Raw genomic sequence first — 17826 nt, 5'->3', positions numbered from 1 at the left:
TAGGATTCCTTAAAGATTTAACTCACGAACTGCTGCAGGATACGACTGCCGAAATAGGCCAGCGTCAGAATGCCTGCGCCTGCGACGTTAAACCATACGACGCGACGTCCGCGCCAACCTTCATGGTAATGCCCCCACAACAGAACGATATAGACAAACCATGCCACGATAGAGAGAACGGCTTTATCAATGTTCTCGGTACTGAACAGGTTATGCATGTAAAACAGGCCAGTGCACAGGGTGAGTGTTAGCAGAACCACGCCAATTTGGGTGATATGAAACATTTTCCGCTCAATACTCATCAGTGGCGGCATCTCATTGCTGAAGGCCAGTTTTTTGTTTTTCAGCTGGTAGTCAATCCATGCAAGCTGTAGCGCGTAGAGCGCGGCGATAATCAGCGTGGCGTAAGCGAAAAGCGAAAGCCCGATATGGATCATCATGCCTGGCGTAGCTTCGAGATGGGTGATGAACTCGTTAGGCATAAACGTGGCGAAGGCCAGGTTTATCAGCGCAAAGGCGTAGACAATAGGCAGCAATAGCCAGCCACGATTGCGGGAAGCGACGATGGTCATTACCGTACAGATCATCAGGCTTACCAGCGAGCCGACGTTCAACAGACTCAGGTTTTGTCCGCTTTCACCGCCGGGTAGGATACGCGCTTCCAGGGCGATAGCATGGCTTACCAGCGCAACGACCGCAGAGAGAATAGCCATACGCCGCCAGCCGCTGTTTTTTTGCAGCAGAGCGGGAATAATCAGCGCGAGGCTGACTGAGTAGGCGACAAGGGCGAGCAGAGCAAAAACGGGCATATAGGTGTCGACAGTTGGCCAGTGATAAAGAAAAGCAGTATAGCGTTACGTGACCGCTGCTCCAACCGTTGCATAACAACAAAGGCGGCTTCATGTTATACTGCGACAAATTTCTGTTGATGTGTCGCTGTCGCGACCGACCGTTTCCACCCCAGGCGAGAGACAATGTTTGATAATTTAACCGATCGTTTGTCGCGCACGCTGCGCAATATCAGTGGCCGTGGACGCCTTACTGAAGACAACGTTAAAGAGACGCTGCGCGAAGTGCGCATGGCGCTGCTGGAGGCTGACGTAGCGCTGCCGGTAGTGCGTGAGTTTATCAATCGCGTAAAAGAGAAAGCGGTTGGTCATGAAGTTAACAAAAGCCTGACGCCGGGTCAGGAGTTCGTCAAGATTGTTCGTAACGAACTGGTTGCGGCAATGGGCGAAGAAAACCAGACCCTGAATCTGGCTGCACAGCCACCAGCCGTGGTGCTGATGGCGGGCCTGCAGGGTGCGGGTAAAACGACCAGCGTCGGTAAGCTGGGTAAATTCCTGCGTGAGAAGCACAAGAAGAAGGTGCTGGTGGTCTCCGCGGACGTTTATCGCCCGGCGGCGATTAAACAGCTGGAAACGCTGGCCGAGCAGGTTGGTGTGGACTTCTTCCCGTCGGATGTTGGCCAGAAGCCGGTCGATATTGTTAACGCCGCGTTGAAAGAAGCCAAACTCAAATTCTACGACGTGCTGCTGGTGGATACCGCCGGTCGTCTGCACGTTGATGAAGCGATGATGGACGAAATCAAACAGGTCCACGCTTCTATCAAACCGGTAGAAACGCTGTTTGTGGTCGACGCCATGACCGGTCAGGATGCCGCGAATACCGCAAAAGCCTTTAACGAAGCGCTGCCGTTAACCGGCGTAGTGCTGACAAAAGTTGATGGTGATGCGCGTGGCGGCGCGGCGCTTTCTATTCGTCATATTACCGGTAAGCCGATTAAATTCCTCGGTGTCGGCGAGAAAACCGAAGCACTGGAGCCGTTCCACCCGGACAGGATTGCCTCGCGTATTCTCGGCATGGGCGACGTGCTGTCGCTGATCGAAGATATCGAAAGCAAGGTTGACCGCGCGCAGGCAGAAAAATTAGCCAGCAAGTTGAAAAAAGGCGATGGCTTCGATCTCAACGATTTCCTTGAGCAGCTCAACCAGATGAAAAACATGGGCGGTATGGCAAGCCTGATGGGCAAGCTGCCGGGCATGGGGCAGATCCCTGACAATGTAAAATCGCAGATGGACGATAAAGTGCTGGTGCGTATGGAAGCCATCATCAACTCGATGACGATGAAAGAACGCGCTAAGCCGGAAATTATCAAAGGTTCCCGTAAACGCCGTATCGCTGCCGGTTGCGGTATGCAGGTACAGGATGTAAACCGCCTTCTGAAACAGTTCGACGACATGCAGCGCATGATGAAGAAAATGAAGAAGGGCGGAATGGCGAAGATGATGCGTGGTATGAAGGGGATGATGCCCCCAGGATTCCCAGGCCGCTAATCGGCCTGGCTTGTTTGCTATTTCGGCACCGGGGTGTGCTCGCCATCCTCACGTACTGCGTGTACGCTCCGGTGGCTGCGCGCACGCCGGCACCGAACTGACGGCACCGCCAACGGCCTTTTATAGCAGAGTTATCAACTGCTGATTGCATTTTCCCCAGAAATCAGTAAAATTTTCGGGCTTTTAATATGACACCCGGGCTCCGTTCCTCGATGGGGCCTGGGTGTTTTATTCACACAAGAGGATGTTATGGTTACTATTCGTTTAGCTCGTCACGGCGCTAAAAAGCGTCCGTTCTACCAGGTTGTTGTTACCGACAGCCGTAATGCACGCAACGGTCGCTTCATCGAGCGCGTTGGCTTCTTTAACCCAATCGCTAGCGAAAAAGAAGAAGGCACTCGCCTGGATCTGGATCGCATCGCTCACTGGGTTGGCCAGGGCGCGACTATTTCTGATCGCGTAGCTACGCTGATCAAAGCAGCAAACAAAGCAGCTTAATCTGTCACGGTGGTCATGATGAGCAAGCAACTCGCCGCACAGGCTCCTGTAGAACCCATCGTTTTGGGGAAAATGGGGTCTTCTTACGGTATCCGTGGTTGGCTCAGAGTGTTTTCTTCCACTGAAGACGCCGAAAGCATTTTTGACTATCAGCCCTGGTTTATCCAGAAGGCGGGTCAGTGGCAGCAAGTACAGCTGGAAAGCTGGAAGCACCACAATCAGGATCTGATCATCAAGCTGAAAGGCGTTGACGATCGTGATTCGGCGAATCTACTGACTAATTGCGAAATTGTCGTGGATTCCTCGCAGTTGCCAGCGCTGGAAGATGGTTCCTATTACTGGAAAGACCTTATGGGCTGCCAGGTGGTGACCACAGAAGGCTACGATCTCGGTAAAGTCGTCGATATGATGGAAACCGGTTCGAATGACGTCATCGTCATCAAGGCAAACCTGAAAGATGCGTTTGGTATCAAGGAACGTCTTGTACCGTTCCTCGATGGGCAGGTTATCAAGAAAGTCGATCTCGCTACTCGTACTATCGAAGTAGATTGGGATCCTGGTTTTTAAACCACCGGATAAACGGTAAAAGTCGGCGTTATGGGGATTGGCTTGTGTTTATAGGTATCGTTAGCCTGTTTCCAGAAATGTTCCGCGCAATTACCGATTACGGGGTAACTGGCCGGGCAGTAAAAAATGGCCTGCTGAACATCCAGAGCTGGAGTCCTCGTGACTTTACTCATGACCGGCACCGTACCGTGGACGATCGTCCTTACGGCGGCGGACCGGGGATGTTAATGATGGTGCAACCTTTACGGGACGCCATTCATGCAGCAAAAGCTGCGGCTGGTGAAGGCGCAAAGGTGATTTATCTGTCACCTCAGGGACGCAAGCTTGATCAAGCGGGCGTTAGCGAACTGGCCACGAATCAAAAGCTGATTCTGGTGTGTGGTCGCTACGAAGGAATAGATGAGCGCGTGATTCAAACCGAAATTGACGAAGAATGGTCAATCGGCGATTACGTACTCAGCGGTGGTGAGTTACCGGCAATGACGCTGATCGACTCCGTTTCCCGGTTTATTCCGGGAGTTCTGGGTCATGAAGCTTCAGCAATCGAAGATTCGTTTGCTGATGGATTGCTGGATTGCCCGCACTATACCCGACCTGAAGTGTTAGAGCAGATGGAAGTACCGGCAGTGTTACTGTCGGGGAACCACGCTGAGATACGTCGCTGGCGTTTGAAACAGTCGCTGGGCCGGACCTGGCTTAGAAGACCTGAACTTCTGGAAAACCTGGCTCTGACTGAAGAGCAAGCAAGGTTGCTGGCGGAGTTCAAAACGGAACACGCACAACAGCAACATAAACATGATGGGCAGGCGTAAGCCCCCAATATCAGTTTACCCAGGATAAGAGATTAAATTATGAGCAACATTATTAAGCAACTTGAACAAGAACAGATGAAGCAGGACGTACCTTCCTTCCGTCCGGGTGATACCGTGGAAGTGAAAGTATGGGTTGTTGAAGGTTCCAAAAAACGTCTGCAGGCATTCGAGGGCGTGGTTATCGCTATTCGTAACCGCGGTCTGCACTCTGCATTCACTGTTCGTAAAATTTCCAACGGCGAAGGCGTTGAGCGTGTCTTCCAGACTCACTCTCCGGTAGTTGACAGCATTGCTGTTAAACGTCGTGGTGCTGTTCGTAAAGCTAAACTGTACTACCTGCGTGAGCGCACTGGTAAGTCTGCTCGTATCAAAGAGCGTCTTAACTAAGATTCGCGCAAGCGACATCCTGTTAGAAAAGGGCTGGCCGAAAGGCTGGCCCTTTTTTTATCCCGACGTTTACTCTTTTATTCTTTATGGCAATGGAATGACTGCGCGGCGAGCAGCCAGTTGGGGGATGATTATGGCGTCGTGATCACTACCGCCACGCGGCGGTTTTCAGCGCGACCTTTTGATGTCTGGTTGCTGGCAATGGGATATTTCTTTCCGAGTCCCTGAGTCGTCAGGTTGGTGCGGGGGATATTAGCTCCCTGCGCCCAGGCATCGGCAACGACATTAGCGCGTTTGAGCGACAGAGCCTCGTTGTAGCTGTCTTCGCCGTAGTTATCGGTATGACCATCCAGTCGCGCATGGTTTAGCCCGGTAGCAGCCAGTTTAGATGCCATTTCCTGGATTTGCTTTTCGCTTTCTGGACGGAGCTTATAGTCGTTTTTGTCAAACAGGATGTTGTCAGACAGGCCAAGAGACCAGTCTCCTGATACTTCAGTAAATCCATACGATTTCATGGCTGCAATTTGCTCTGGGGTAAATTTTCCCTGAGGTGCCTGACAGCCAGCCAGAATCAGTAAAAGCAGAAGAAACGGGGATAATAAACGTTTTAGCATGTGTGTAATTCCTTATTTTTTAATAATGCGTTCAGAACGCAAATGTTTGGCCTGATACATATTTTGATCGGCCAGTTCTTGTAATTTCTCGGCAGAGGCATGTTCCCACGTCAGCGCAAACCCAATGCTGAGTGTCATGCTTGCTAAATGACCATTATGCAGGTCAAAAGGTCGGTTAAACTCTTGTGACAGTGCCGCGCAGATCCGCTGAACCTCATATTCAGAGTGAACGCTATACAGCACCATAGCGAACTCATCGCCGCCAAGTCTGTAGGGGTAATGGCGACTCCCCCCAAACTCGGACAGCCTTTTTGCGACTTCAATCAGGACCCGATCCCCCGCTGCGTGGCCCCAGGTATCATTAATGAATTTAAAATTATCGCCATCAAGGAATAACAATGCCGAGCTGCTGTGCGCTGCATCATCATTCATTAGGGCATTTATGCTGCTGCGAAATGCGGCGCGATTAGCCAGACCCGTCAGAGGATCATGTAGTGCAGTACGCAAAAGCTGAGCGTTTTTTGCCTGCAGTTTAAGTTGCCATTCCTCCATCTCGTCCAGCAGACTATTAAAGTCCAGGGCAAAGAGATGAAACTCTTCAATACGTTCCTCTGATACGCGCCGTGAAAAGTTACGATTGGTACGAACATCATGTACCACCTCGGTAATATTTTGCAGGGCTTCCACGACGCCATTGTGTAAATAGCGAGTGAGCATTAATGCAATACCGGATGCCAACAGGATGCACCCGGTAAGGACGGCCAGCGACAAATAGATGAAATGACTGATAACGCTATCGCGCGCAGTCAATCGTACTTCGCCGATGACGTTGCCATTATGCAAAATTGGTTGAGTGACCGGTTGTGGGAACAGCCAGTGGCTGATCATCCCGCTGATCTTTTCAGTGGTATCCTGCGCGTTATAGCGCCAGGTGGCGATTACCTTCTGGTTTTTATTACGAACTTCTGCAACGGAAAATTGCCCCTGCTGGCCCAGTGCCGCCAGCGTTTCAGTTGCTGCAACATTATCAGAAAAGACTAATGCAGCTTCGAGCGTACGGGTCATGGTAGCGGCAGTCAGATCCAGATTCTTTTGCGCATACTGTCTTAATGCCAGCACGGAAGAAATGCTGAGCAGCAGCCAGATCAGCATCATGGTTACCAGAACGCTGATTATGCTGATACGCCGTAATGTCCGCTTAAACGTCGGGCGTGTTATGGGAGAATGACCCTTATCCATGCTTATTATTCCGTGCAAGCATCAATACGTCTGGACTGACCCTTACGCCGCTGCGTGAAAGGGAATCCATATTTACGGAAAATCTCACATCTTCATCTTTAATTATGAGGCAAAAGGCGCTGCCAATAACGCATTCGGAATTCTGTTCGGCAATTAATAGCAATGCCTTAGTCGGATATTTATTCTTTAATTCCACCTGATAAGTAGGGGATTCTTTTCCAAAATAAAAACCGTCACATTGCGAAACTAATATTTCTTGTTCCGTACGGATGATGACGGGAAGATAGGGTAATGCACCAGCACTGGTATCTTCCAGGACACTGGAAAAACGCGATGAAGAGAAAATACACAGTTTTGGGGGCCCGGAAAGTGCAGGCCAACGTGTATAACTGACGATGCCGGAAACCATAGCGCGTACAGATTTTGCTTCTTCCGTAACGCTTTGGGCATACAGCGGTAATCCGGTCAGGAGCAGTGCCAGTAGAAGTATGAGTCGGTAAGAATAGCTCATGAATAGTTACCTACCAGCGTTTGCTGTAAAACGTCGAAATACATTCAAGATTGTTTGCAGCAAAATAACATTATTTTCCTAAGCCGTCATTATTCCTGGAATAATGCTACTGGTGATTTAAGTTAAATCTTAATGGTTTGTAAAATATAACCCATTGTTTAATTTAACCTTATCGAGGCAGCGCCCTCGTTTGCCCCTTGTTGCCAGGCACTGTGTAACTGGTCAACATTTTCGACCGTATCACAACTTGAGGGAAAGGTTTTCCCGGTCAAACCTTTGACGTAAACAAAATCCGGCTGGCAGGTTTTACGTTGTCCCTCGGCGTAACCCTTAAGATATTCCGTACGATCGACTTCGGGATCATTGTAGTTGTCGGCAAGTGTTTCATTATCTTTAACGGCATACCCCGAAATGGCATCTTGTATCCCGGCGTCATACCAGTCGGTACCAGTCCAGGTTGGGGCATGGGTGTAGGGATCTATCTGACATCCGCTAAGAAGTAATAGAAACAAGATGCTGATGAGTTGCTTCATTGCCTGTGCTCCTTCGTTTTTTAAAGCATAGTGGATCTGATAATTCGGTAGTGTAAATTTAAATGTACATCTACAGGGGCTGTTTTTGCCTTGAAATAACATCATGTAAATTAAAATTTACGGATTGTGGATTGAAATCTTTACCTATTGTGATATCGTTATTTCCTCCTCGCTGAGGATCAACTATCGCAAACGAGCTAAACAGGATCACCATCATGCAAAAAGACGCGCTGAACAACGTACATATTACCGACGAACAGGTTCTGATGACTCCGGAACAGCTGAAAGCTGAATTTCCGCTGAGCCAGGAGCAAGAGGCGCAAATCGCCCAGTCGCGTAAAACCATCTCAGATATTATCTCCGGTCGCGATCCGCGCCTGCTGGTCGTATGTGGCCCATGCTCCATTCACGATCCTGAAATGGCTATTGAGTATGCTCGTCGATTTAAAGCCCTTGCCGCAGAGGTCAGCGATAGCCTCTACCTGGTGATGCGCGTCTATTTTGAAAAACCCCGTACCACCGTCGGCTGGAAAGGGTTAATTAACGATCCTCATATGGATGGCTCTTTTGATGTTGAAGCAGGTCTGAAAATTGCGCGTCAGCTGCTGCTTGAATTGGTAAATATGGGACTGCCGCTGGCAACTGAAGCGCTGGATCCAAATAGCCCGCAATACCTGGGCGATCTGTTTAGCTGGTCCGCAATCGGTGCCCGTACCACGGAATCGCAGACTCACCGCGAAATGGCTTCCGGTCTTTCGATGCCGGTTGGCTTTAAGAATGGTACCGACGGTAGCCTGGCGACCGCCATTAACGCCATGCGTGCGGCTGCGCAGTCGCACCGCTTTGTCGGTATTAACCAGGCCGGGCAGGTTGCACTGCTGCAAACACAGGGGAATCCGGACGGTCATGTGATCCTGCGCGGGGGTAAAGCGCCGAACTACAGCCCGGCAGATGTCGCCCAGTGCGAAAAAGAGATGGAGCAGGCGGGACTACGACCTTCTCTGATGGTAGATTGCAGTCATGGTAATTCCAATAAAGATTACCGCCGTCAGCCTGCCGTGGCTGAATCCGTGATTGCACAAATCAAAGATGGCAATCGCTCGATCATTGGCTTGATGATTGAAAGTAATATTCACGAAGGCAACCAGTCTTCTGAACAGCCGCGCAGCGAAATGAAATACGGCGTGTCCGTAACCGATGCCTGCATTAGCTGGGAAATGACGGATGCGCTGCTGCGTGAAATTAGTCAAGATTTAAACGGCCAGCTGTCGGCGCGTGTAGCATAAGAGGTTGGTTATGGTTGCTGAATTGACCGCATTACGCGATCAAATTGATGAAGTTGACAAGGCGCTGCTGGATTTACTGGCACGCCGCCTGGAGCTGGTTGCCGAAGTTGGCGAAGTAAAAAGCCGCTTTGGGCTGCCGATCTACGTGCCGGAACGGGAAGCCTCTATGCTTGCCTCTCGTCGCGCGGAAGCGGAAGCCCTTGGCGTGCCGCCGGACCTGATTGAAGATGTGCTACGTCGCGTTATGCGTGAGTCCTACTCCAGTGAGAACGACAAAGGGTTTAAAACGCTTTGTCCATCTCTGCGGCCGGTGGTGATCGTCGGTGGCGGTGGTCAGATGGGGCGTCTGTTCGAGAAAATGCTCACCCTGTCAGGTTACCAGGTGCGGATCCTGGAACAGCAGGACTGGGATCGCGCGCCGGAGATCGTCTCTGATGCCGGCATGGTGATCGTCAGCGTGCCGATCCACGTCACCGAGCAGGTGATCGCCAAACTACCGAGTCTGCCGTCTGACTGCATTCTGGTGGATCTGGCTTCAGTGAAAAATGGTCCTTTGCAGGCGATGCTGGCTGCACATGATGGCCCGGTGGTGGGGTTACACCCAATGTTTGGTCCGGACAGCGGCAGTCTGGCCAAGCAGGTCGTCGTCTGGTGTGACGGACGTCAGCCGGAAGCTTATCAGTGGTTTCTGGAACAGATTCAGGTATGGGGTGCGCGACTGCATCGGATTAGCGCCGTTGAACATGACCAGAACATGGCGTTTATTCAGGCATTGCGTCACTTTGCGACTTTTGCTTACGGTCTGCATTTAGCGGAAGAAAACGTTCAACTGGAGCAGCTGCTGGCGCTCTCTTCGCCGATTTACCGTCTTGAACTGGCGATGGTTGGCCGTCTGTTTGCTCAGGATCCGCAGCTCTATGCTGATATTATTATGTCGTCTGAGAGCAACCTTGCGCTGATTAAACGCTACTACCAACGTTTTGGCGAGGCGATCGGTTTACTGGAGCAGGGCGATAAGCAGGCGTTTATCGACAGCTTCCGTAAGGTGGAACATTGGTTTGGCGATTATGCGAAACGCTTCCAGAGTGAAAGCCGTACCTTGTTACGCCAGGCGAATGACAGCCGTCCTTAAGTAAGATGCCGGATGGCGGCTTCGCCTTATCCGGCCTACAAAAATCGTATGAATCGTAGGCCGGATAAGCGTAGCGCCATCCGGCATTGTCAAACGTTAGCTCGGATCGACTGGCACGACGTTCTCACTTGGATAGCAACCCAGTACTTTCATCGAACGCGTAATCTCACCCAGCTCTTTCAATGCTTTTTGCATCTGGGGCGATTCCAGGTTGGCCTGGATATCAAGATAAAACATCTCTTCCCACGGATTGCCGTGAATCGGGCGTGACTCCAGTTTAGTCATAATCAGATTATGGTTACGCAGCACCAGCAATGCTTCTACCAGCGCACCGGCCTGTTGTCCTGTTGCCATCAGCAGCGTGGTTTTCGCCGGAACCTGATCGGAAACATTGATTGCTTTGCGTGCCAGCACCACGAAGCGGGTGATGTTTTGCGACTGGTTAGCCTCAATATGCTCGAGAACCTGCAATCCATAAAGCACGCCTCCGGCTTCGCTCCCCAGGGCCGCCACGCGCGGTGAGTTAGCCTGCGCAACTTTTTCCATCGCCGCAGAGGTGCTTTCGGTGTATTCAATCTTCCAGTGTGGGTAGCGATTCAGGAACTTGCTGCACTGCTGGAACGGCTGCGGATGGCTATATACCGTTTCAATGGTCTCAAGATCCGTCGTGCCGGACACCAGTACACAGTGGTCTATCGTAATGGTCATCTCGCCAACGATAGACAGGCTGGTGTGCTGCAGCAGGTCGTAAACGTCGTTAATCCCACCGGAGCTGGTGTTTTCAATCGGAACCACAGCATAGTCAGCCTGTCCGGTTTCGACCTGATTAAAGATATCGGCAAATTTTGCGCAGCCGCTTTCAATAAATTGTTCAAAATGGCGGGCGGCGTACTGACGTGCTGCGAGATGGGAATATGACCCTTTTGGCCCAAGGAAGGCCACGCGCGCGGAGTGCGGGTTAATTTTGTTCAGGTGCTGCTGGAGCAGTGCCTGTTGAGTCAGGACGGAGTCTTCGATGATGAGTTGGAACAGGCGAGTAATGTAGTGAGCATCAAGATGATGTGCTTTGCCAAGCTGAATGAGCCGGTCCAAAAGGTCACGTTCACGGTCGATATCACGAACCGGACGATGCGAAAGCAGTTTGGCTTTACCAACTTCTACGGCCAGTCCACGTCGCTCAGCCAGCAGGGCCAGTAATTTTTCATCCAGCGTACTGATCTTATCGCGCAGCGCCAGCAATGGGTTTTCCGATGTCATAGTGTTGCCTTTCTTGTTATCAATAAAAAAGGCCCCCCGTTGTGGGAGGCCTTATTGTTCGTCTTCGCATTCTTTATCACACGACGAAACGCCTCCCATTCAGGGGAAGGTAAAAAAGAATGCGAAGAAGAACGGGACAAGTTTCATGTGATTTTCCTTTGGCTACATCAGTAAAGTACCCGTACTGTTTTCACCCTGTCAACAAAAAACGCGCCCGAAGGCGCGTTGGCGATACACTCAATGTAAGGGACTACTCTTCTTCTGCTTCGACGAAGTTGGCGTCTTTGACTGAAGTTGTTGCACGACGGGCTTCGCCTTTGTGCTGCACTTTATTGAGCTGCCGTTCCAGCTTGTTGATCAAATCGTTAATTGCGGTGTACATATCCTCGTGTTTTGCGCTGGCGACCAGATGTCCGTTCGGTGTATTGATGGTGGCATCAGCAATGAAACCCTGTGGCTCCTTAGACAGAATGATATGTGGATTAATCAGATGAGTTTGCCATTTTTCTAGTTTGGCGAGACGGTCTGCGACATGCTGGCGAATTGCCGGAGTAATTTCCATTTGTTTACTGGTAATGTTCATTGTCATAAATTTTACCTCTTGTCTTTCCCGTCTTGGTGATTCCAGCATACCGTTCCTAATGTCAAAATGTGTGATCTGAATCACATTATTTTGTCGCTTTTTGTCAAGAAAACCTTTTTGTGAGGCACCGCAGGAACAAGCGATTTTTTACTTGAGGAATACCTGAAAGCAGGCCATATTTGATGAGATGCGTCGGAGCTAAACCGCTTCAGTTATGGCGTTAATGGATAAAAAAACGGCAGCCCTTGGGCTGCCGTTTTGCATTCTGAGGTAAATCAGGTGTTGCTGCTGTTGGCGGCAATAATTTTTGCTACTTTTTCGGCCTGCGCATTCATCTGCATCTGGCGATAAGCGTTTTCCATCAACGGCAGAGCATTACGTGTTGCCTGGGTATCCGGGTAGTCACGCAGCATGCCTTCCACACGGTTTACCACGGCAACCCATGCACCGCGGGCAGTGTAATACTCCGCAACGGAATATTCATACTTCGCCAGACGATCTTTCAGGAACACCAGACGTTTAGTGGCGTCAGTGGTGTACTGGCTGTTCGGATAGCCACGTACCAGCTTGGAAAAGTCATTAAACGCAGCTCGGGCATGTTGCGGATCGCGATCGCTGCGATCAACACCAAAGAAACCTTGCAGTGCGCTATCATCCAACGCCATATTGGTCAGGCCACGCATATACATGACATAATCAATGTTAGGGTGTGTCGGGTTAAGACGGATAAAACGATCGATGGCAGCCTGAGCAAGCGGCAGATCGGCGTTTTTGTAGTAGGCGTAGATGAGATCTAATTGCACCTGCTGAGAATACGGTCCAAATGGATAACGGTTATCCAACGCTTCCAATTGCGTTATTGCCTGTTTCCAGTTACCGTCCTGCAGCTTTTGCTGAGCAGTCGCGTAGATTTCATTTGGCGGATTATCGGGCACCTCTTCCTTTGAACCAGAGCAACCCGCCAAAAACAGGCTCAACGTGGCTGCTGCCACCAGATATTTCATGCGCGTCATGACGTTTTGACTTTCCTCAAAATGTAATACGGGAGATTCTCTGTTCCTGCTCCCGGTTAAGACCAGCTACAATAGCACACTATATTAAACGGCAAAGCCGTAAAACCCAACGTTAAACGAAGAAGCAGTTTATGGCACAACGAGTAGAACTCACCGCAACAGTCTCCGAAAATCAGCTCGGTCAACGCTTAGATCAGGCTTTGGCCGAATTGTTCCCTGATTATTCGCGATCGCGCATAAAAGAATGGATCCTCGACCAGCGCGTGCTGGTAAATGGCAATCTTTGCGATAAACCGAAAGAAAAAGTGTTGGGTGGAGAGCGTGTCTCCATCAATGCAGAAATTGATGAAGAGGTTCGTTTTGAAGCTCAGGATATCCCACTGGATATCGTTTATGAAGATGATGATATTCTTGTCATCAACAAACCCCGTGACCTCGTAGTGCATCCGGGCGCCGGGAATCCTGATGGTACGGTATTGAATGCGTTGCTGCATTACTACCCGCCAATCGCGGATGTTCCTCGTGCCGGTATCGTACACCGTCTGGATAAAGACACGACCGGATTAATGGTGGTGGCAAAAACGGTTCCGGCGCAAACTCGTCTGGTGGAGTCGTTGCAGCTGCGCGAAATTACCCGTGAGTACGAAGCCGTGGCAATTGGTCACATGACTGCTGGCGGAACCGTTGAGGAACCGATTAGCCGTCACCCGACCAAGCGTACGCACATGGCGGTACACCCAATGGGGAAACCGGCGGTAACGCACTATCGCATTATGGAACACTTCCGTGTGCACACGCGTCTGCGGTTGCGTCTGGAAACCGGACGTACGCACCAGATCCGCGTGCACATGGCACACATCACTCATCCGCTGGTGGGCGATCAGGTCTACGGCGGTCGTCCACGTCCACCGAAAGGCGCTTCTGACGAATTTATCTCCGTACTGCGTAAGTTCGACCGTCAGGCGCTGCACGCGACCATGCTGCGTTTATATCACCCGATTTCCGGTATCGAAATGGAATGGCACGCGCCGATTCCACAAGATATGGTGCAGTTGATTGAAGTTATGCGCGCTGATTTCGAAGAACATAAGGATGATATTGCCTGGCTATGAATAAGCTAATTGTCCCGCAGTGGCCGATACCGCAAGGTGTCGCGGCGTGTAGTTCTACCCGTATTGGCGGAGTCAGTATGCCGCCTTACGATTCGCTGAATCTGGGCGCCCATTGCGGCGATAACCCGGAGCATGTTGAAGAGAACCGCAAACGACTATTTGCTGCGGGCAATCTGCCGTCAAAGCCGGTCTGGCTGGAGCAGGTCCACGGTAAGGATGTTCTGAAACTGACCGGCGAGCCTTACGCCTCCAAACGCGCAGATGCGTCGTATAGCAACACGCCGGGCACCGTGTGTGCGGTAATGACCGCTGATTGTTTGCCGGTGTTGTTTTGCAATCGTTCCGGAACGGAAGTGGCTGCGGCCCATGCGGGTTGGCGCGGATTATGCGCCGGCGTGCTGGAAGAGACGGTGGCGTGTTTTGCCGATAAACCTGAAAACATTATTGCCTGGCTAGGCCCGGCGATAGGTCCAAACGCGTTTGAAGTTGGGCCTGAAGTCCGCGAGGCATTCATGGCGAAAGATCCGCAAGCGGACCTCGCTTTTGTACCACGTGGTGACAAATATCTGGCGGATATCTACCAGCTTGCGCGCCAGCGTCTGGCCAATGTCGGGGTAGAGAACATCCACGGTGGTGACCGTTGCACCTTTTGTGAAAGTGAGACGTTCTTCTCTTATCGTCGCGACAATACCACGGGTCGTATGGCAAGTTTTATTTGGCTGATATAACCTAAAGAATCAAGACGATCCGGTACGTGTAATTTTCTTTTCACATAATTCAGGTCATTCACCTTGAATAATTGAGGGATGACCTCATTTAATCTCCAGTAGCAATTTTGACCTGTTATGGGAGGAGTTATGCGTCTGGATCGTCTTACTAATAAATTCCAGCTTGCTCTTGCCGATGCCCAATCACTCGCATTGGGGCACGACAATCAATTCATCGAACCACTGCATCTAATGAGCGCCTTGCTGAATCAGGAAGGGGGATCGGTACGTCCTTTATTAACGTCTGCTGGCATTAATGCTGGCCAGTTACGTACAGCCATTGACCAGGCGTTGAGCCGTTTGCCGCAGGTAGAAGGTACCGGCGGTGATGTGCAGCCTTCTCAGGAACTGGTGCGTGTACTGAATCTTTGCGACAAGCTGGCGCAAAAACGTGGGGACAACTTTATTTCGTCAGAACTGTTCGTTCTGGCGGCGCTTGAGTCACGCGGTACGCTGACCGACTTATTAAAATCAGCAGGCGCGACGACCGCAAATATCACTCAGGCAATTGAACAAATGCGTGGAGGTGAAAGCGTGAATGACCAGGGGGCTGAAGACCAACGTCAGGCCTTGAAAAAATATACCGTCGATCTGACCGAACGTGCCGAGCAGGGCAAACTCGATCCGGTCATCGGCCGTGATGAAGAAATTCGCCGTACTATTCAGGTGCTGCAACGTCGTACTAAAAATAACCCGGTGTTAATCGGTGAACCTGGCGTCGGTAAAACAGCCATTGTTGAAGGGCTGGCCCAACGCATCATCAATGGTGAAGTGCCGGAAGGCTTAAAAGGCCGTCGTGTGCTGGCGCTGGATATGGGCGCGCTGGTGGCTGGGGCCAAATATCGTGGTGAGTTTGAAGAACGCTTAAAAGGTGTGCTGAACGATCTCTCGAAACAGGAAGGCAATGTCATTCTGTTTATCGACGAATTGCATACCATGGTTGGGGCGGGTAAAGCCGATGGCGCAATGGACGCCGGGAACATGCTGAAACCAGCACTGGCTCGCGGGGAACTGCACTGCGTAGGCGCAACAACGCTTGATGAATATCGCCAGTACATCGAAAAAGATGCGGCGCTGGAACGTCGTTTCCAGAAAGTGTTTGTGGCTGAACCTTCAGTGGAAGACACCATCGCAATCTTGCGTGGCCTGAAAGAACGTTATGAGCTGCACCATCATGTGCAGATTACTGACCCGGCGATTGTTGCGGCAGCTACGCTGTCTCACCGCTATATTGCCGATCGTCAGTTGCCGGATAAAGCTATCGACCTCATTGACGAAGCGGCATCCAGCATTCGTATGCAGATTGACTCCAAGCCGGAGGAACTCGACAGACTCGACCGCCGTATTATCCAGCTCAAACTGGAACAGCAGGCATTAATGAAAGAGTCTGATGAGGCGAGTAAAAAACGTCTCGATATGCTCAACGAAGAGCTGGACGACAAAGAGCGCCAGTATTCTGAGTTAGAGGAAGAGTGGAAAGCTGAAAAAGCCTCCCTCTCGGGAACGCAAACTATCAAGGCTGAGCTGGAGCAGGCGAAAATCGCCATCGAACAGGCGCGCCGCGTTGGCGACCTGGCGCGGATGTCTGAACTGCAGTACGGCAAAATTCCTGAACTGGAAAAACAGCTGGAAGCAGCCACCCAGTCTGAAGGCAAAACCATGCGTCTGCTGCGTAATAAAGTCACGGATGCAGAAATTGCTGAGGTGCTGGCGCGCTGGACCGGGATCCCGGTTGCTCGCATGCTGGAGGGCGAACGGGAAAAACTGTTGCGTATGGAGCAGGAGCTGCACAGCCGCGTGATTGGCCAGAACGAAGCGGTGGAAGCCGTTTCTAATGCTATTCGTCGTAGCCGCGCGGGCTTGTCCGATCCGAATCGTCCGATTGGTTCATTCCTGTTCCTTGGTCCAACCGGTGTCGGTAAAACCGAACTGTGCAAAGCGCTGGCAAACTTTATGTTCGACAGTGACGATGCAATGGTGCGTATCGATATGTCCGAGTTTATGGAGAAACACTCGGTGTCTCGTTTGGTTGGGGCACCTCCGGGATATGTCGGTTATGAAGAAGGTGGGTATCTGACGGAAGCAGTACGCCGTCGTCCTTACTCTGTCATCTTGTTGGATGAAGTGGAGAAAGCGCATCCGGATGTGTTCAACATTCTGCTGCAGGTGCTTGATGATGGTCGTCTGACTGACGGACAGGGGAGAACGGTCGATTTCCGTAATACGGTTGTCATCATGACCTCGAACCTGGGTTCCGATCTGATCCAGGAACGCTTCGGTGAGTTGGATTACGGTCACATGAAGGATATGGTGCTGGGCGTCGTGAGCCAAAACTTCCGCCCGGAATTCATCAACCGTATAGATGAAGTTGTTGTGTTCCATCCGCTGGGTGAGCAGCATATTGCTTCTATTGCTCAGATCCAGCTGCAGCGTCTGTACAAACGTCTGGAAGAGCGTGGCTATGAAATCCATATTTCTGACGAGGCGCTTAAACTGCTGAGTGCGAATGGTTACGATCCGGTGTATGGCGCGCGTCCATTGAAACGTGCCATCCAGCAGCAGATCGAAAACCCGTTAGCGCAGCAAATTCTGTCTGGTGAACTGATTCCGGGCAAAACGATTCGTCTGGAAGTGAATGACGATCGCATCGTGGCAGTGCAGTAAGTCACAAAATAACAATAAACGGGCCTGCAGGGCCCGTTTTTGTTTAAAATCCAGGCAAAAATAGGCGCATTGATTGAAAAGTAATCGCTTGATAAGTTTTTTATATTTTTAACTTGTCAGCCTGAAATAACTCCCTATAATGCGCCTCCACTGACACGGAACAACGGATTACAAGCCGCCGGGTCAGCGAGGTTCCACTGAGAACTTCGGCGAAGAAAGCGAAATCAAATGCTTGACTTCGTAGCGGGATGGCGTAATATGCACACCCCGCGCCGCTGAGAAAAAGCGAAGCGGCACTGCTCTTTAACAATTTATCAGACAATCTGTGTGGGCACTCGAAGATACGGATTCTTAACGTCGCAAGACGAAAAATGAATACCAAGTCTCTTGAGTGAACATACGTAATTCATTACGAAGTTTAATTCACGAGCATCAAACTTAAATTGAAGAGTTTGATCATGGCTCAGATTGAACGCTGGCGGCAGGCCTAACACATGCAAGTCGAACGGTAGCAC

The 17826-nt window shown here is 50.8% G+C and carries 19 protein-coding genes, 1 rRNA gene and 1 other annotated feature; of the genes, 11 read left to right on the top strand and 9 right to left on the bottom strand.

Features of this window, described 5'->3' with window-relative positions; translation table 11 throughout:
* Positions 1-17: 17 nt before the first annotated feature.
* Positions 18-809, bottom strand: a complete 792-nt coding sequence (locus BZK41_RS19235) for an inner membrane protein YpjD (RefSeq protein ID WP_003031224.1) — start codon at positions 807-809, stop codon at positions 18-20.
* Between the two features lie 165 nt (positions 810-974).
* On the opposite strand from BZK41_RS19235, the gene ffh reads away from it, so the two are divergent.
* The 5 genes from ffh (at position 975) to rplS (ending at position 4600) form a co-directional block, all read left to right on the top strand.
* The gene (ffh, locus tag BZK41_RS19230) at positions 975-2336 is read left to right on the top strand and encodes a signal recognition particle protein (RefSeq protein WP_003031226.1); all 1362 of its coding nucleotides are present in this window, start codon (positions 975-977) and stop codon (positions 2334-2336) included.
* 249 nt (positions 2337-2585) lie between these two features.
* Positions 2586-2834, top strand: coding sequence for a 30S ribosomal protein S16 (rpsP, locus tag BZK41_RS19225; protein ID WP_003031228.1), 249 nt, complete (start codon positions 2586-2588; stop codon positions 2832-2834).
* Positions 2835-2852: 18 nt separating this feature from the next.
* A complete protein-coding gene (rimM, locus tag BZK41_RS19220) occupies positions 2853-3401 on the top strand; it encodes a ribosome maturation factor RimM (protein ID WP_003031230.1) in 549 nt (182 codons plus the stop codon).
* A 44-nt stretch (positions 3402-3445) separates the two neighbouring features.
* Positions 3446-4213: a tRNA (guanosine(37)-N1)-methyltransferase TrmD gene (gene trmD, locus BZK41_RS19215; protein ID WP_003826417.1), complete on the top strand. Its 768-nt coding sequence runs from the start codon at positions 3446-3448 to the stop codon at positions 4211-4213.
* A 39-nt stretch (positions 4214-4252) separates the two neighbouring features.
* The gene (gene rplS / locus BZK41_RS19210; RefSeq protein ID WP_002914145.1) at positions 4253-4600 is read left to right on the top strand and encodes a 50S ribosomal protein L19; all 348 of its coding nucleotides are present in this window, start codon (positions 4253-4255) and stop codon (positions 4598-4600) included.
* A 131-nt stretch (positions 4601-4731) separates the two neighbouring features.
* Here rplS and BZK41_RS19205 read toward each other — a convergent pair whose 3' ends face one another.
* The 4 genes from BZK41_RS19205 to BZK41_RS19190 all read right to left on the bottom strand — a co-directional run bounded on the left by BZK41_RS19205 (position 4732) and on the right by BZK41_RS19190 (position 7497).
* A complete protein-coding gene (locus BZK41_RS19205) occupies positions 4732-5214 on the bottom strand; it encodes an OmpA family protein (RefSeq protein WP_079939191.1) in 483 nt (160 codons plus the stop codon).
* 12 nt (positions 5215-5226) lie between these two features.
* Entirely contained in the window at positions 5227-6453 is a 1227-nt protein-coding gene (dgcN, locus tag BZK41_RS19200) for a diguanylate cyclase DgcN (RefSeq protein WP_079939190.1), read from the bottom strand.
* Positions 6446-6964: a YfiR family protein gene (locus BZK41_RS19195; protein WP_079939189.1), complete on the bottom strand. Its 519-nt coding sequence runs from the start codon at positions 6962-6964 to the stop codon at positions 6446-6448. The genes dgcN and BZK41_RS19195 overlap by 8 nt, the downstream gene beginning before the upstream one ends.
* A gap of 158 nt (positions 6965-7122) precedes the next feature.
* Positions 7123-7497: a DUF2799 domain-containing protein gene (locus BZK41_RS19190; RefSeq protein ID WP_079939188.1), complete on the bottom strand. Its 375-nt coding sequence runs from the start codon at positions 7495-7497 to the stop codon at positions 7123-7125.
* A gap of 215 nt (positions 7498-7712) precedes the next feature.
* Between BZK41_RS19190 and aroF the strand changes: the two genes are divergently transcribed.
* On the top strand, positions 7713-8783 hold the full coding sequence (gene aroF, locus BZK41_RS19185; RefSeq protein ID WP_003031241.1) for a 3-deoxy-7-phosphoheptulonate synthase AroF: 1071 nt from the start codon (positions 7713-7715) through the stop codon (positions 8781-8783).
* 10 nt (positions 8784-8793) lie between these two features.
* Positions 8794-9915 (top strand): bifunctional chorismate mutase/prephenate dehydrogenase, encoded by a 1122-nt coding sequence (gene tyrA / locus BZK41_RS19180; RefSeq protein ID WP_079939187.1) that lies wholly within the window; start codon positions 8794-8796, stop codon positions 9913-9915.
* Positions 9916-10011: 96 nt separating this feature from the next.
* Here tyrA and pheA read toward each other — a convergent pair whose 3' ends face one another.
* From pheA to bamD, 4 genes are all read right to left on the bottom strand, one after another.
* Positions 10012-11172 carry a bifunctional chorismate mutase/prephenate dehydratase gene (gene pheA, locus BZK41_RS19175; protein ID WP_003826458.1) on the bottom strand — a complete coding sequence of 387 codons (1161 nt, stop codon included), beginning with the start codon at positions 11170-11172 and terminating at the stop codon, positions 10012-10014.
* A 22-nt stretch (positions 11173-11194) separates the two neighbouring features.
* Positions 11195-11320, bottom strand: a sequence feature (Phe leader region).
* The gene (gene pheL, locus BZK41_RS27030; protein ID WP_100250063.1) at positions 11272-11319 is read right to left on the bottom strand and encodes a pheA operon leader peptide PheL; all 48 of its coding nucleotides are present in this window, start codon (positions 11317-11319) and stop codon (positions 11272-11274) included. Its footprint overlaps the feature before it by 48 nt.
* A 102-nt stretch (positions 11321-11422) precedes the next feature.
* Complete coding sequence (gene raiA, locus BZK41_RS19170) at positions 11423-11761, bottom strand: ribosome-associated translation inhibitor RaiA (RefSeq protein ID WP_003031244.1); 339 nt, start codon at positions 11759-11761, stop codon at positions 11423-11425.
* Positions 11762-12030: 269 nt separating this feature from the next.
* Positions 12031-12768 carry an outer membrane protein assembly factor BamD gene (bamD, locus tag BZK41_RS19165; protein WP_003826460.1) on the bottom strand — a complete coding sequence of 246 codons (738 nt, stop codon included), beginning with the start codon at positions 12766-12768 and terminating at the stop codon, positions 12031-12033.
* 131 nt (positions 12769-12899) lie between these two features.
* Between bamD and rluD the strand changes: the two genes are divergently transcribed.
* From rluD to BZK41_RS19145, 4 genes are all read left to right on the top strand, one after another.
* A complete protein-coding gene (gene rluD, locus BZK41_RS19160) occupies positions 12900-13880 on the top strand; it encodes a 23S rRNA pseudouridine(1911/1915/1917) synthase RluD (protein WP_079939186.1) in 981 nt (326 codons plus the stop codon).
* Positions 13877-14608 (top strand): purine nucleoside phosphorylase YfiH, encoded by a 732-nt coding sequence (gene yfiH, locus BZK41_RS19155; RefSeq protein ID WP_079939185.1) that lies wholly within the window; start codon positions 13877-13879, stop codon positions 14606-14608. Before rluD ends, yfiH begins: the two co-directional genes overlap by 4 nt.
* A gap of 129 nt (positions 14609-14737) precedes the next feature.
* Positions 14738-17311, top strand: coding sequence for an ATP-dependent chaperone ClpB (gene clpB / locus BZK41_RS19150; protein ID WP_079939184.1), 2574 nt, complete (start codon positions 14738-14740; stop codon positions 17309-17311).
* Positions 17312-17751: 440 nt separating this feature from the next.
* A 16S ribosomal RNA gene (locus tag BZK41_RS19145) occupies positions 17752-17826 on the top strand; the annotation flags it as partial.

This window comes from Citrobacter sp. A316 (genome assembly GCF_002042945.1).
In the GTDB taxonomy this organism is placed as follows: domain Bacteria; phylum Pseudomonadota; class Gammaproteobacteria; order Enterobacterales; family Enterobacteriaceae; genus Citrobacter; species Citrobacter portucalensis.
The sequence above is the reverse complement of the archived record's forward strand: the minus strand, read 5'-3'. Positions and strand labels throughout refer to the sequence as shown.